Genomic DNA, 13,580 nt, shown 5'->3' on the forward strand with positions numbered 1-13,580 from the left:
GGGGTGGTGGGTCAGTGCCGCGTGTTCTTGCGGCGGAGCACGTCGATCCCGACCGCGACGGCTATGACGAGCCCGATGACCACCTGCTGCCAGAACGACGACACGTTCAGGAGGTTGAGGCCGTTGCGGATGACCGCGAGGACCAGGGCGCCGACGAGCGTGCCCGAGACCTTGCCGACACCGCCGGCCAGCGAGGCGCCGCCGATGACGACGGCCGCGATCGCGTCGAGCTCGTAGCCGGAGGCGGCCTGCGGCTGGGCGGAGTTGAGCCGGCCGGCGAGCAGCATGCCCGCGAGCGCGGCGTAGACGCCGGCCAGCGCGAAGACCGTCACGAGGACCTTGCGCACCCGGATGCCGGACAGCCGCGCGGCCTCCACGTTGCCGCCGACGGCGTACATCTCTCGTCCGACGACGGTCCGGTTGAGCACGAACGCCGCGATCACGCCCGTGACGACGAGCACGAGGATCGGGACCGGGACGCCGCCGACGCGCGAGCCGAGGAAGGACACCTCGGGGGACGTGGCGATGGGGCGCCCGTCGGACAGGACGAGGGTCAGGCCGCGGGCCACCGACAGCATCGCCAGGGTCGCGATGAACGAGGGGAGCCGGCCGAACGCCACACCGAGGCCGCTGACGGCGCCGGCGAGCGCGCCGGTCGCGAGGCCCGCGACGATCGACATCCACCCGGGCAGGCCGGCCGACGTGAAGATCCAGGCCGACGCCATCGCCGACAGCGCGGCCACCGAGCCGACGGACAGGTCGATCCCGCCGGCCACGATGACGAACGTCATGCCGAACGCCAGCACCGCGATGGTGGACGCCTGGATCCCGATGTTGACCAGGTTGGGTCCGGTCAGGAACGCGGGCGTCGCGATGTACAGGGCCAGGCACAGCACGAGGAGGCCGACCAGGGCCCCGTTGCCGGACAGGAGGGAGCCGAGGGCGGAGCGCAACGAGCGCTGCTTCGCCGGTGCGGCGGTCGTGGTGGTCATCGGTCCGTTCCTTCTGTGGTCGCTGCGTTCGGGTGGTCTTCGGCGTCGCGGTCGACGTCGCGCACGGCGAGGGCCATGACACGGTCCTGGGTGGCGTCCTCGCGGGAGAGCTCGCCCGCGAGGCGGCCGCCGCTCATCACGAGGACCCGGTCGCTCATCCCGAGCACCTCGGGCAGGTCGCTGGAGACCATCACGACGGTCCCGCCCGCTGCGGTGATGGCGTTCATGGCCTCGTAGATCTCGACCCGCGCGCCCACGTCGACGCCGCGCGTCGGCTCGTCGAGCAGCAGGACCTTGGACCCGGCGAGCGTCCAGCGGGCGAACACGGCCTTCTGCTGGTTGCCGCCGGACAGGTCGCGGACCGGCTGGTCGATACCGCTCATGCGGATGCGCAGCCGCTCGGCCATCTGGCGTGCCCGGTCCCGCTGACCGCGCCGGTCCGCCAGCCCGGCGCGGGCGGTGCTGCCGAGCGTGGCGTACCCGATGTTCTCGTCGACCGACGCGTCGAGCACGAGGCCCTGCGCCTTGCGGTCCTCCGGGACCAGGCCGATGCCGGCGGAGATCGCCGCCGGGATGCCGCGGCGCGGTACCGGCCTGCCCGCGACCCGCACCTCTCCGGAGTCATAGGGGTCCGCCCCGGCGATCGCGCGCAGCAGCTCCGTGCGCCCGGCGCCGACCAGGCCCGCGATCCCGACGACCTCGCCGGCCCGCGCCGTCAGGCTGATGTCGCGCAGCCGGTCGCCGCTGCTCAGGCGGTCGACCTCGAGCAGCACCTCGTCCGGTCCCTCGTGCTCCCGTCGCCGCGGGTAGTGGTCGGTGATGTCCCGGCCGACCATGAGGCGGACGAGCTCGTCCTCGTCCGTGGTCGCCGGCACCTCCGCGACCAGCGCGCCGTCGCGCAGCACGCTCACGGAGTCGCCGATCCGGCCGATCTCCTCGAGATGGTGGCTGATGAAGACCATGCCGACGCCGGCCACGCGCAGCTCCTCGACGACCCCGAAGAGCGCGTCGGTCTCGTCGCCGGTGAGCGCGGCCGTCGGCTCGTCGAGGATCAGGATGCGGGCCTTCGTGCTGAGGGCCTTGGCGATCTCGACGAGCTGCTGGCGTGCGATGCCGAGCTCGCCCACCGGCGTGTCGACATCGAGGTCGAGCCCGATGCGGGCGAGCGCGTCCCGCGCGGTGCGGCGCACCGCGCGGCGGTCGAGCAGGCCCGCCCGCGAGGGCATCCGGCCGAGCACGATGTTCTCCGCGACCGACATGGTCGGCACGAGGTTCAGCTCCTGATGGATCGTCGCTATCCCGAGCGACTCCGCCGTGCGTACGTCGGACAGCACGACCGGGCGGCCGTCCACGACGACACGACCGCCGTCGGGCTGGTAGATGCCCGCCATCATCTTGATGAGGGTCGACTTTCCGGCGCCGTTCTCCCCGAGGAGGACCTGGACGTGGCCGGGCCGGACGTGGACGGTGACGCCGTCGATCACGGTGACGGGACCGAACTTCTTCGTGACGTGCTCCAACGAGAGCACCGGATCCGCGGTCATCACTGCCTTCCTGCGGGGTGGGGGACATGGCCCGCTCCGGGAGCCGGCCCGGTGGACTCGCGCACGACCAACGACGACTCCAGGACGACCGACCGGGCCGGGCGGCCGTCCAGGACGTCGCGGATCAGATCGACCGCGAGGGCGCCCATGCGCGCCGGATCGTGCGCGACGACGGTGAGCTGCGGGCTGAACCAGCGGAACGCGGCGACGTCGTCGTACCCGACGACCGACAGGTCGCTGCCCACCCGGATGCCCCGTTCGCGCAGCACCTCCAGCACGCCGAACGTCATGAGCGAGTCCGCGGCGAGGACCGCCGTCGGCGGGTGGGGCAGGTCCAGGAGCTGGTTCGCGGCCTGGACACCGCTGGTCACCTGGAAGTCGCCCAGGTGCACCAGGTCGGGATCGTCGTCCAGGCCGTGCTCCGTGATCGCCTGCCGGAAGGCCTCCAGGCGCTCGCGGCCCGTCGACGTCTCCTGGGGCCCGGCGACGAGCCCGATGCGGTGGTGCCCGAGACCGGCCAGGTGAGCGACCGCGCCGGTGATGCCGGAGCGGTTGTCCGAGGTGACGCTCGGTACGTCGACCCCGTCGATCGTGCGGTCCACGAACACCACCGGCACCCCGAGCGTGAGGACCTCGCGCAGCGAACCGGCCCCGTCGCCCTGCGGGGCGACGATGATGCCTGCGACCCGCTGCGACAGGAGGAGGTCGAGGTACAGGTCCTGCTGCTCCGTGCTCTCGTTCGCGTTGCACAGGAGCGTCGCGATCCCGGACTCGAGCGCGTGCCGCTCGGCGTTGTGCGCGATGTCCGCGAAGAAGGGGTTGCGCACGTCCGACAGGAGCAGGCCGATCGTGTTGGTGTGGTTCTTGCGCAGCGAGCGCGCCTGCGCGTTGGGCCGGAAGCCGAGCCTGCGGGCCGCCTCGGTCACGCGGGTGCGCGACTCCTCGGACGTGGCCGGATGCCCCGACAGCACGCGCGACGCGGTCGCCGCCGACACACCTGCCTCGGCCGCCACGTCATGGATGGTCACCGCACGCATTCACAGCCTCCTTGCCGCACTCGTGGCCCGACGTCGCTTGTCGAGAGGGACGAGTTCATGGAACCGATTCCATGGAATCGGTTCCATGAAGGTACGAGCGGATCGGCCGGATGTCAATCGGGCGGTGCAGATGGGCCGGTCTGATGGCCCCAGGCTCCGGGCGACCATAACGCTCCGGACGACCATAACCCCGGGGGTTACGGCGGCCTGGAGCCTTTTGAACGCGAGCCAGTACCGGATGCCGACGTGTCCGAGCTATCGAGTGGAGGTCTTGGGGTCTGGGCTGCACCGAAGGCCGTTGGGGCATCCGACGTAAAGCCAGGTTGACGCGGGCGTCAGCGCAGGACGCTCATCAGATCGTTCGCCTCGATCCGCTCGGTGGGTGCGAAGTCGGCGCTCGCCAGGTACTCCAGCAGGCTGTGCCGGAGCTGGCGGGCGGCGGCCCGGTCGTCGGTGGGATCGAGGTTGAGCGAGCTCACCATCAGCTTGCCCGCCCCGAGGGTCGCCTCGAACAGCACGCCGAGCCGGCGCGCCTCGAACCACGTGTCGATCGGCTGCACGAGTGGTCGCAGCCGCTGCGGGAGCTGGTCGAGCAGCATCGCCTTGGCGCCGTGCAGCGGCTCCCACCACTGCCAGTCGGTGGTGCCCCCGGTGGGGAAGTGGCGGAACACCGGGTGCGTAGGGTCGTGCAGGACGCCGAGGGTGTGGGGCGCCTGACCCTCGGTCCACGCGGTGTTCCAGAAGGCCGGTGTGAAGCCCAGGGCGACGTCGTTCCCGATGCTCTCCGGCCCCAGCTCGAGCAGCACCGTGCCGCCGGCGCCCGCGCGCTCGACGGCCTCGCCGATCTCGGTGGTGACCAGCACGGCGTCGGGCGTCTCGTGCTCGGCGTCCGGGTACACCCACAGGTCCCAGTCGTTCTGGTAGGTGGTGCCGGCGGCGTCCGCCGCGGCGACGGGTGTGACGGAGACGACGAGCCGCACCTGCGCGGGCGCCGGGACGAGACCTGCCGGGACGAGCACCGGGCCGAACCGGGTGCCGTTGCCGATCGGGATGTGCGCACCCCGTGCGACGACGCCGCCGGCGAGCTCGGCACCATCGGCGTCCAGGAGGCGCCAGGTCACGTCGGCGTCGAACGGCGTCGGGCCGAAGTGCGCGACCTGCACGTCGAACTCGATCTCCTGGTCCGCGGTCCAGACCCGGCGCGGGAGCCGAGCCAGCGGAACGGTGGGCCCGCAGAAGCGCGCGAACTCCTCCGCTGTGCTGTAGCCCTTCGACTCCCAGAACGGGTTGAGGACGCCGACCAGCGCGGTGCCCTGCCCGGGGAAGTCGCTCAGGCCGAGCAGGTGGAAGCCGCCGAACCCCTCGGTGCGCAGCGCGGCCTCGATGTCCTCCTTGTAGCACAGGAGCTGGAGGCGGCCGGAGGCGTGGAGGAACGCCTCGGCCTGGTCGGCCAGGCCCGCCTCGCGCAGGAAGTCGGCGAAGATGCCGAAGTTCCGCGGCTCCATGAGCCCCGTGTACCTCGACGTCTCCGCGAAGTCGGGGTAGGCGCACCACTGGCCGATCTCGTGGCTGATGATCGGGCGGGGACGCGACACGACCCACTCGCGGTAGTCGGACTCCGTCTCCGGCGGGCGGCCGTTGAGCCGCGACTCCAGCCCCTCGCCCCACCGGTGCGCTCGCGGGTCCGGGATGTTGTCGAAGTCGTTCTCGGTGATGGCCGGCCAGCCGGCGCCGCTCGTGTACAGACGCCGGGGGTCGTACGTCCGCCAGGTGCTGACCCAGGAGGCGAGGAACTCGGCGTCCCGCCCGCCGGGCTCGTTGCCGTGCGCCATCATGACGAACGAGGGGTGGTTCCCGTAGGCGTCGAGGATGCGGCGGGTCTCCTCGTGCAGGAACGCGTCGACCGGGCGGCCCTCGCCGAGCGCTGCGCCCTGGTTGGCCCAGACCGGGCCCTCCACCTGGACGTAGAAGCCCGCCTCGTCGGCGGCGACGAACGCCGCCTCCGGCGGGCACCAGGAGTGGAACCGCAGCAGGTTCAGCCCGTGTGCCTGGCAGACGGCGATGACGCGGCGCCAGGAGCCGACGTCGGTGGGCGGGTAGCCCGTCAGCGGGAAGACGCAGCACTCGAGGGTGCCCCGGATGAAGGTGCGGCGGCCGTTGACCGTCACCTGGGTGCCCTCGACCCCGACCTCGCGCAGGCCGAAGACGGTGCGGGCGACGTCCCGGTGCTCGGTGCCGCCGACGTCGGTGACCAGCTCGACGGTCAGCTCGTACAGCGCCGGCTGGAACTCGTCCCAGGTCAGCGCGTCGTCGCCCAGGGGGAGCAGCACGTCGACGTGCGTGCCGCCCGCGGTGAGGCCGCGTTCGGCCAGGTCGCGGCTGTGCCCGGCCTCGAAGGTGGCACTCACCGGCCCTGCCTCGTGCTCGCCGGGGACGTTGAAGCGTCGTGCGGTGACGCGGACGCTGCCGGTGCCCGCGCCGCCGCTGCCCGCGGCGACGTCGACCTTGACCAGCGCGGACCGGGCCTCGACGTCGGGCACGACCCGCACCCGCCGGATGGTCACCTCCGGCTGCGCGGCGAGGGTGAGCGCGCCGACGATCCCGTTCCAGTTGCCCTGCGTGTGGTCGGAGATGCTGTGCGCGTTGGGTCCGACGTCGACCACGGTGCGGTTGTCCACGCGGACGGTGAGCAGGTGTCGGCCGGGGGAGAGGCGGCCGAGGTCGAACCGGTGGGCGGTCGTGAGGCTGCGCTCTGTGCCGACCCGCCGCTCGTCCACCCAGACCGTCGACTCCCAGTGGACCCGTTCCAGGGACAGCACGACGTCGCGTCCCGCCCAGTGCGCCGGGACCTCCACCTCGCGCTGGAACCAGGCGGCGCCGCGGAAGTAGACGCGCGGCTGGAGCCAGAACGGCACCGCGAAGTTGTCCGGTTCGCGGTACGGGGCGTACCGCTCCTCGGTGAAGTACGACCGGTCGACGATGCTGCCGGTCCACGGTGTGTCCAGGCCGACGGGGTCACCGAGCCCCTGGTGCTGGACCGAGCCGGGAAGGGCGACCGCGGGGGAGCCCTCGGGCAGTCCCGTGCGGAACCACTGCTCGAGCTCGCCGACGGCGTCCGGGTCCAGGGCACAGCGCCACTGCCCCGACAGGTCGAGGGCCGAGCGGGCCTCGGGAGCTGTCTTCGGGGCAGTGGCGTCCGGATCGGTGGCGTCCGGTTCGGGCATGGACTCGACGGTGAGCATGGCACGACCCTAGGTCGGCGCAGGCGGCCGCTGAAGGGACGATGCTCTGCACCTACCTGGACGATTCGCGGATTCGCTGCCGGCCAGCCGCCCGTCCCCTTCGAGGTCTAAGTTCCTCCGCTCTGAAACGCTTCAGAAGGGAGGAGCTTTGACCTCGAAGGGGGCTGGCTACCGGCGCCGGCCTCAGCCGCGGCGCCAGAGCTGCGCGTCGAGGCCGTTGCAGGTGTACAGCGACAGGCGCGCGCCGTTGGCGGTGTCCCACTGGTAGTTGTCGAGGCAGGTCCCGCTGGTCCGGTTGCGCAGGGAGAACCAGCCGTTGCCCCGGTCGACGATCGACCAGTCCTGGTTCGGGTTGCCGTTGCAGGTCCACAGGCCGACGTCGGCGTTGAGCGCCGTCGAACCGTTCAGGTTGTCCAGGCACTTGCCCGCGTGGAGGTTCTTGATGCGGTAGTAGCCGCCGGTGTAGCTGAGCTCCCACTTCTGCGCCGCGGCGGTGCTGCACGTGTAGAGCCTGACCAGGGCGCCGTCGGCGGTGTTCCACTCGTAGTCGTCGACGCACTTGTCGCTGTGCCGGCCGCGGATGCCCGGCTGGCCCGAGCCGGTCGCCTGGGGCTGGCCGAAGAACGGGTAGCCGTCCGCCGCCCAGTAGAGCTGCTGGACGCGGGTGTGCCGGTTGGGGTCGGTCAGGGCGTCCGGGTTCGGCGTCGCGTAGTCGCGGGCGTGGTAGACGAGGATGTCGGTCACGCCGTCCTCGGCGACCGTGAAGCTGCCGTGGCCGGGCCCGTGGACGCCGTTCGCCGTCTGGAAGACCGGCGTCGACCGCTTGGACCACGACGACGCGGACAGCAGGTTGGCCGACGCCGAGGCGGAGACCAGGCCGAGCTTGTACCGGGAGTCGGTGGCGGACGCCGAGTACGCGATGAAGACGCGGCCGTTCTTCACGATCGGCGACGGCCCCTCGACGACGCCGGCGACGCCCTCCATCTCCCACGAGTGGGTGGGCCGCGCGATCTCGACGGCGGAGGCGGTGTCGATCGTGGTCGGCGAGGTCATCCGCGCCAGGTACATGTGGCTGTTGTAGCTCGTGCTGGGGCTGTCCTGCGCCCAGGCGAAGTACCGGGTGCCGTTCAGGGTGAACGACGCCGGGTCGAGCTGGAACGAGTCCCAGCCGGTCGTCATGCGCTGCGGCGCGGACCACGTGCCGGTCGTCGGGTTCGCCGACGTGTTGCGGATCCAGTACAGGCGCTGCGCGAACCGCGACGAGTCGGGCGAGGCCGAGAAGTACATGTACCAGGCGCCGTCGACGTACTGGATGTCGGGCGCCCAGATCCAGCCGCTCAGGTTGCCGCTGGACGGCGCGGTGAAGGCGGTGACCGGTGCGGCCGAGCCGAGGCCCGCGAGGGTCTGCGACCGGCGCAGCTCGACGCGCTTGTAGTCCGGCACGGACGCGGTCATGTAGTAGTAGCCGTCGGTGTGCTTGTAGATCGCCGTGTCGGCGCGCTGCTGCACTATCGGGTTGGGCACGTCGATGAACTGGGCGGACGCCGGAGCGGCGGGCACGAGGACGAGCGCCATGAGGGCGGCGGTCCCGGCTGCGAGGGCCCGACGGCGCAGCCTGGCCAGCGGGAGAGCAAGGGGTGAAGGCACGGGATGACTCCTTTGTCATCGAGAGTGTGAGCGCTAACATCGCGCACTCTGCCCGAGCCGGACCGCCCGGTCAAGGCGCGGGCGATCGTCCGCGTCAGGCTGCTTCCGCATAAGCGGAAGAAATCGTCCGCTTATGCGGTAGGCTCGCCGCGTGCTCCTGGATCACCTGCAGGCAGGGCGTGGAGGTCAGCTCGTCCTGCGTCGGCGTGGCGCCGCGGAACGCGGGGGCGCCGCGCGCATGTGGTCGCGGACCCGGCCCAGCACGTCGCCCAGGGCCTCGACGTCCTTGCGCGCCAGGGGTTCGAACAACAGCTCGTCGAGGACGGCGATGTGGCCAGGGAAGACCTTCGTGAGGGTGTCCCTGCCCTGCTGGGTGATCGTCACCGTCGTGCTGCGCTCGTCGTCGGGCGACGGCGTGCGCGTGACCAGCCCGCGCTGCTCGAGCGTCTGGGCCTGGTACGTGAGGCCGCTGCGGCTGTAGACGACGCCGTCGGCCAGGTCGGTCATGCGGTGGCTGCCGTCGGGCGAGTCGCCCAGCCGCGCCAGGAGCTGGAACTGCACGTAGCTGAGGTCGCCGGCCTCCCGGAGCTGCTGCTCGACCGCATGTCGCAAGAGGCTGCTGACCTCGATGAGCGCGAAGTAGGTGCCTAGCTCGGTGGGGTCGAGGGTGCGAGCGGGATCAGTCATGCCCGCAGTCTACGTGTTGCTGCGAACTCAAAGTACTTGCTACGAACTTGAAGCAGTGCTACGGTCTCACCAGATGCTTCGAATCCGAAGCAACAACCGAGAGAAGGCCATCATGAAGGCAGTACGTTTCCACCAGACCGGTTCCCCCGAGGTCCTGCGCTACGAGGACACCGACCGGCCCGTAGCCGGTGCGGGCCAGGTGCTCGTCCGCGTGGCCGGCTCCGCGTTCAACCCGGCAGACAACGGCATCCGAGGCGGCCTCCTGCCGATCCCGGTGACGCTGCCGCACGTGCCCGGCTACGACGTCTCCGGCACCGTCGAGGCGATCGGCGACGGCGTGACCGGGTTCCAGGTCGGCGACGCGGTCGTCGGCTTCCTCCCGATGACCGAGGACGGCTCCGCGGCGGAGTACGTGGTCGCCCCCGCCGGCGTCCTCGTCAAGGCGCCGACCAGCATCGATCTCGCCGACGCGGCCGCGCTGCCGTCCGTCGCGCTGACCGCCTGGCAGGCGCTCTTCGACGAGGCCGGGCTCAAGGACGGCCAGCGGGCGCTGATCGTCGGTGCCGGGGGTGCGGTGGGCGGCTACGCGGTCCAGCTCGCCAAGCGGGCGGGCGCCCACGTCATCGCGACGGCCAGCCCGCGCAGCCACGACACCGTGGCGGCTTCCGGCGCCGACGAGGTCATCGACCACACGGCCGCCACCGTCCTCGACTCGGTGGCCGAGCCCGTCGACGTCCTGCTCAACCTGGCACCCATCAGCCCCGACGAGTTCACGGCTCTCGTCGCCCTCGTCCGTGACGGCGGCGTCGTGGCCTCGACGACCGCGTGGATGCCAACGCCCGGCGACGACGAGCGCGGGGTGCGGGCCGCCGGGATCTTCGTCCGCGCGGACGTGGACGAGCTGGCCCAGCTCGTCGCCCTGGTCGACAGCGGCGAGCTCACCGTCGACGTCGCCCGGCGCGTCCCGCTGAGCGACCTGCCCGCCGTCCACGCGCAGGCAGCCGCCGGCGAGCTGCGCGGCAAGGTCGTCGCCGTGCCTGACGCCCGCTGACCCGTCTCCGCACTCCCAGCAGAAACCTTCGGAAGAAAGAAGCAACGACATGTCGTTCGGACTCGATCCTGAGGTCGCCGCGGCGCTCGCCCCGATGGGCGAGGCCATGGCGGCTGCCACACCACCCGCGGTCGGCGACGTCGCCGGACGTCGCGCGCTGTGGGAACCCATCCTCGCCGCCGCGAGCGCGGCGCTGCCGATCCCGGCCGACGTCACGACCAGGGACGTCGAGATACCGACGGACGACGGCGCGACGATCACGGCACGCTGGTACGTGAAGGACGGCGCACCGGCGGGGCCGGCGGCGCTGTTCTTCCACGGCGGCGGCTACATCTTCGGCCACATCGACCAGTTCGACGGGCCCGTGTCCCGGTACGCGTCGGCGAGCGGCGTGTCGATGCTGTCGGTCGAGTACCGCCGTGCCCCGGAGCACCCGCACCCGACGCCTCTCGAGGACGCGTACGCCGCGCTGCGCTGGCTGCACGACCACAGCGCGGAGCTCGGCGTCGACCCCGAGCGGATCGGCGTGATGGGCGACAGCGCGGGCGGTGGCATGGCGGCGGCGCTGACGATCCTCACACGTGAGCGGGGCGGTCCGAGGATCGCGCGCCAGATCCTCCTCATGCCCATGCTCGACGATCGCACCGCCACGCCCGACCCCCTGATCGAGCCGTTCCTGATCTGGTCCTACGACGACAGCCGCACGGCTTGGCCGGCGCTGCTCGGCGAGGCCGCCGGGGGAGACCAGGTGCCCGCCACCGCGGCCCCCGCTCGCCTGGCGGACGCCGCAGGTCTGCCGCCCGCGTACATCGAGGTCGGACAGCTCGACGTGTTCCGCGACGAGGACACCGCCTACGCCACGAAGCTGAGCCGCGCGGGCGTCGAGGTGGAGTTCCACCTGCATCCGGGAGTCCCGCACGAGTTCGACTCCATCGCTCCCCACTCGGACGTGGCACGCCGTGCCGTCGCCGACCGCGTCCGAGCGCTGAGCTCGCTCTGAGCCGTCCGGATCAGGGGGCGATGCCGCGCAGGAACACCGACCTCTGCTCCGCGGCGGCCGTCTCCCAGTCCGGGACGTTCGACATCGGCTGAGCGAGCATCGCGCCGAACCGGACGACGGTCCCGGCGTTCACGTCCCGGCGAACGGTGCCGTCGCTGTGGCCCCGTTCGATGATGGCGCTCATGGTCTTCTTCATTCGTCCGCGGAGCTCGGCGGACTCGGTTCCCTCGGTCATGGGTGCGCCGTGGAGGGGGAGCACGAGCTCGTCCCGATGGACGAACGACTGGCGCAGGTACCGGCCGATCGCGTCGTGACCGGTCTCGCCGGAGGCCAGGGCATCCTCCGCTTCCGCGAGGATCAGCCGGTAGGCGCGCACCGCCATGGCCTCGAGAAGGGCTTCGCGGTTGGGGTAGCGGCGGTAGAGGGTGCCGACCCCGACACCTGCGTCGGCGGCGATCTGCGCGAGGGGGACGAACTTGCCTTCGGCGAGCCCGGCTCGTAGCGCGGCAGCCATGATGCGCTCGGCGTTCTCCGCCGCATCCCTTCTCAGCTTCTTGGGTGGTTCGAGTGACATCGTCATCACAGGATACGTAGGGAGACCCGGACGCGGGGGTCCCAGCGGCACGGACTATCATGCGCGTGACGCCCGCCGGCCTGTCACCGTGCGCCGCGTCCTGGTCAGCCCACGCTGTCCAGCTCACTCCGCGAGAACGAGAGCCTTGGTTCACAACGTCATCCCGGGCCGCACCGCCAGGGCCCGCGTGCCGGCTGCCGCAGGCACCGCCGCGACCGTCGCCGAGCGCCCGCTCGTGCCGCTCTGGGTGGCGCTCGCCCTCGCGCTCGCCGGCGGGTTCGCGCTCGATGCCGCCTTCCCGTCGCTCGGGTGGTGGCCGCTCGCGTTCGTGGCCGTGCCGCTCGCCCTGGTCTCCCTCGTCGGGCGGAGCCTGGCGGGCAGCGTGCTCGTCGGGGCGGCGTTCGGCGCCGCGTTCTACTTCCCGCACGTGTCGTGGGCCTCGCAGTTCCTCGGCGACGACCCGCTCGGCTGGGTGCCGTGGGTGGCCCTCGCCACGTTCGAGACGCTCCTCCTCGCGGTCTTCTCGCCGCTGGTCACGCTTGCCTACCGGTGGCTGCCACGCTGGCGCGACACCGCTGCCGTGCGTCTCGTGGTGCTCCCGGTGCTCGTCGCCGGCGCGTGGACGGCGCGCGAGCTCGTGCTGGGCTCCTGGCCGTACGGCGGGTTCCCGTGGGGGCGGCTCGGCATGAGCCAGTCGGAGAGCCCGATCGCCCCCGTCGCGTCCTGGCTGGGCGTGACCGGGCTCGGGTTCCTCATGGTCGTCCTGTGCGCCGGAGCGGTCGAGGCGGTCCGGTGGGCGGTCCGGGTCCGGCGGGAACGCGCAGGGCACGACGGCACCGCGGTCGAGGCCACCCGGTGGTGGGGCGCCCTGCCCGTCGGCCTGCTCGCCGTCGTCATGATCGTGGTTCCCCAGTTCCCCACCTCCGACGCCGGGACGCTCCGGGTCGGCGCCGTCCAGGGCAACGGGCCTGCCGCCTACGCGGACCGGCGCGAGCCGCTGGAGGTGCTGCGCTCACAGCTCGACGCCTCGGCGCCGCTGGAGCGCGAGCGGGTGGACGTGGTGGTGTGGCCGGAGGGCGGCGTCGACAGCGATCCGGCGTCGAACACCGCCACCGCCCAGACGCTCTCCGCGGCGGCCGCCGCCTACGGTGCGCCGCTGGTCCTGAACGCGGCGTCCGAGGTCGGGGACCTGGTCTACAACACCTCGTTCCTCTGGACGGCGGACGGCCCGGCGGCGACACATGCGAAGCGGCACCCGGTGCCGTTCGGCGAGTACATCCCGGACCGGTGGCTGTACAGCGCGATAGTCCCCGACCTCGTCGGTCTCATCTCGCGCGGGTACACGCCCGGCGACGACTCACCCGTCTTCGACCTCGGGCGTGTGCAGGCGGGCCTGGCGATCTGCTTCGACGTCGCCTTCGACGACGTCATCCGCGAGGGCGTGCACGACGGCGCCCAGGTGTTCATGTTCCAGACCAACAACGCGGACTTCCGCGGCACGGACGAGAACCTGCAGCAGCGCGAGATCGCCCGCATGCGCGCGATCGAGACCGGCCGCAGCGTCGTCAACCTCTCCACCACCGGGACCAGCCAGGTGTTCGCCCCGGACGGGACCCTGCTCCGGACGCTGCCCTTCGACGAGGCGGGCGTCCTGGTCACCGACGTCGAGCTGCGCGAAGGCCGCACCGCGGGGGTCGCGCTCGGCCCGTGGGTCCAGGGGCTGCTGTGGTGGGGAACGCTCCTGGGCCTCGCCGTCCTGGGGGTCGCGGCCCGCCGGCGGGTGACCGGCTGACCGCCTGAGCGGTC

Annotated in this window: 10 protein-coding genes; 3 read left to right on the forward strand and 7 right to left on the reverse strand. The window is 72.0% G+C overall.

The genetic code is table 11. The features are described from left to right. Positions 1 to 11: 11 nt before the first annotated feature. The 6 genes from ACFWE2_RS11095 to ACFWE2_RS11120 all read right to left on the reverse strand — a co-directional run bounded on the left by ACFWE2_RS11095 (position 12) and on the right by ACFWE2_RS11120 (position 9,149). Positions 12 to 992 (reverse strand): ABC transporter permease, encoded by a 981-nt coding sequence (locus ACFWE2_RS11095; RefSeq protein ID WP_377224281.1) that lies wholly within the window; start codon positions 990 to 992, stop codon positions 12 to 14. Then, complete coding sequence (locus ACFWE2_RS11100) at positions 989 to 2,536, reverse strand: sugar ABC transporter ATP-binding protein (protein ID WP_377224282.1); 1,548 nt, start codon at positions 2,534 to 2,536, stop codon at positions 989 to 991. The genes ACFWE2_RS11095 and ACFWE2_RS11100 overlap by 4 nt, the downstream gene beginning before the upstream one ends. After that, the gene (locus ACFWE2_RS11105; RefSeq protein WP_377224283.1) at positions 2,536 to 3,573 is read right to left on the reverse strand and encodes a LacI family DNA-binding transcriptional regulator; all 1,038 of its coding nucleotides are present in this window, start codon (positions 3,571 to 3,573) and stop codon (positions 2,536 to 2,538) included. Before ACFWE2_RS11105 ends, ACFWE2_RS11100 begins: the two co-directional genes overlap by 1 nt. 335 nt (positions 3,574 to 3,908) lie before the next feature. After that, complete coding sequence (locus ACFWE2_RS11110) at positions 3,909 to 6,815, reverse strand: sugar-binding domain-containing protein (protein ID WP_377224284.1); 2,907 nt, start codon at positions 6,813 to 6,815, stop codon at positions 3,909 to 3,911. A 183-nt stretch (positions 6,816 to 6,998) separates the two neighbouring features. Continuing rightward, the gene (locus ACFWE2_RS11115) at positions 6,999 to 8,462 is read right to left on the reverse strand and encodes a family 43 glycosylhydrolase (RefSeq protein WP_377224285.1); all 1,464 of its coding nucleotides are present in this window, start codon (positions 8,460 to 8,462) and stop codon (positions 6,999 to 7,001) included. A 186-nt stretch (positions 8,463 to 8,648) separates the two neighbouring features. Further along, the gene (locus ACFWE2_RS11120; protein ID WP_377224286.1) at positions 8,649 to 9,149 is read right to left on the reverse strand and encodes a MarR family winged helix-turn-helix transcriptional regulator; all 501 of its coding nucleotides are present in this window, start codon (positions 9,147 to 9,149) and stop codon (positions 8,649 to 8,651) included. Between the two features lie 112 nt (positions 9,150 to 9,261). Here ACFWE2_RS11120 and ACFWE2_RS11125 point away from each other — a divergent pair, with 112 nt between their 5' ends. Both ACFWE2_RS11125 and ACFWE2_RS11130 read left to right on the forward strand, forming a co-directional pair. Then, positions 9,262 to 10,200, forward strand: a complete 939-nt coding sequence (locus ACFWE2_RS11125) for an NADP-dependent oxidoreductase (protein WP_377224287.1) — start codon at positions 9,262 to 9,264, stop codon at positions 10,198 to 10,200. A 49-nt stretch (positions 10,201 to 10,249) separates the two neighbouring features. Beyond that, positions 10,250 to 11,200, forward strand: a complete 951-nt coding sequence (locus ACFWE2_RS11130; protein WP_377224288.1) for an alpha/beta hydrolase — start codon at positions 10,250 to 10,252, stop codon at positions 11,198 to 11,200. A gap of 10 nt (positions 11,201 to 11,210) precedes the next feature. Here the strand turns inward: ACFWE2_RS11130 and ACFWE2_RS11135 are convergent, their stop codons facing one another. Further along, on the reverse strand, positions 11,211 to 11,774 hold the full coding sequence (locus ACFWE2_RS11135) for a TetR/AcrR family transcriptional regulator (RefSeq protein ID WP_377224289.1): 564 nt from the start codon (positions 11,772 to 11,774) through the stop codon (positions 11,211 to 11,213). Positions 11,775 to 11,919: 145 nt separating this feature from the next. On the opposite strand from ACFWE2_RS11135, the gene lnt reads away from it, so the two are divergent. After that, the gene (lnt, locus tag ACFWE2_RS11140) at positions 11,920 to 13,566 is read left to right on the forward strand and encodes an apolipoprotein N-acyltransferase (protein WP_377224290.1); all 1,647 of its coding nucleotides are present in this window, start codon (positions 11,920 to 11,922) and stop codon (positions 13,564 to 13,566) included. The last annotated feature ends 14 nt before the right edge of the window (positions 13,567 to 13,580 follow it).

The organism is Promicromonospora sp. NPDC060271, assembly GCF_042726755.1.
Taxonomy (GTDB): Bacteria; Actinomycetota; Actinomycetes; order Actinomycetales; family Cellulomonadaceae; genus Promicromonospora.

What these genes read in the sequence shown, in the direction of transcription:
- ACFWE2_RS11095 (WP_377224281.1), bottom strand. Translation starts at nt 992, where the DNA reads ATGACCACCACGACCGCCGCACCGGCGAAGCAGCGCTCGTTGCGCTCC.
- ACFWE2_RS11100 (WP_377224282.1), bottom strand. Translation starts at nt 2,536, where the DNA reads ATGACCGCGGATCCGGTGCTCTCGTTGGAGCACGTCACGAAGAAGTTC.
- ACFWE2_RS11105 (WP_377224283.1), bottom strand. Translation starts at nt 3,573, where the DNA reads ATGCGTGCGGTGACCATCCATGACGTGGCGGCCGAGGCAGGTGTGTCG.
- ACFWE2_RS11110 (WP_377224284.1), bottom strand. Translation starts at nt 6,815, where the DNA reads ATGCTCACCGTCGAGTCCATGCCCGAACCGGACGCCACCGATCCGGAC.
- ACFWE2_RS11120 (WP_377224286.1), bottom strand. Translation starts at nt 9,149, where the DNA reads ATGACTGATCCCGCTCGCACCCTCGACCCCACCGAGCTAGGCACCTAC.
- ACFWE2_RS11125 (WP_377224287.1), top strand. Translation starts at nt 9,262, where the DNA reads ATGAAGGCAGTACGTTTCCACCAGACCGGTTCCCCCGAGGTCCTGCGC.
- ACFWE2_RS11130 (WP_377224288.1), top strand. Translation starts at nt 10,250, where the DNA reads ATGTCGTTCGGACTCGATCCTGAGGTCGCCGCGGCGCTCGCCCCGATG.
- ACFWE2_RS11135 (WP_377224289.1), bottom strand. Translation starts at nt 11,774, where the DNA reads ATGTCACTCGAACCACCCAAGAAGCTGAGAAGGGATGCGGCGGAGAAC.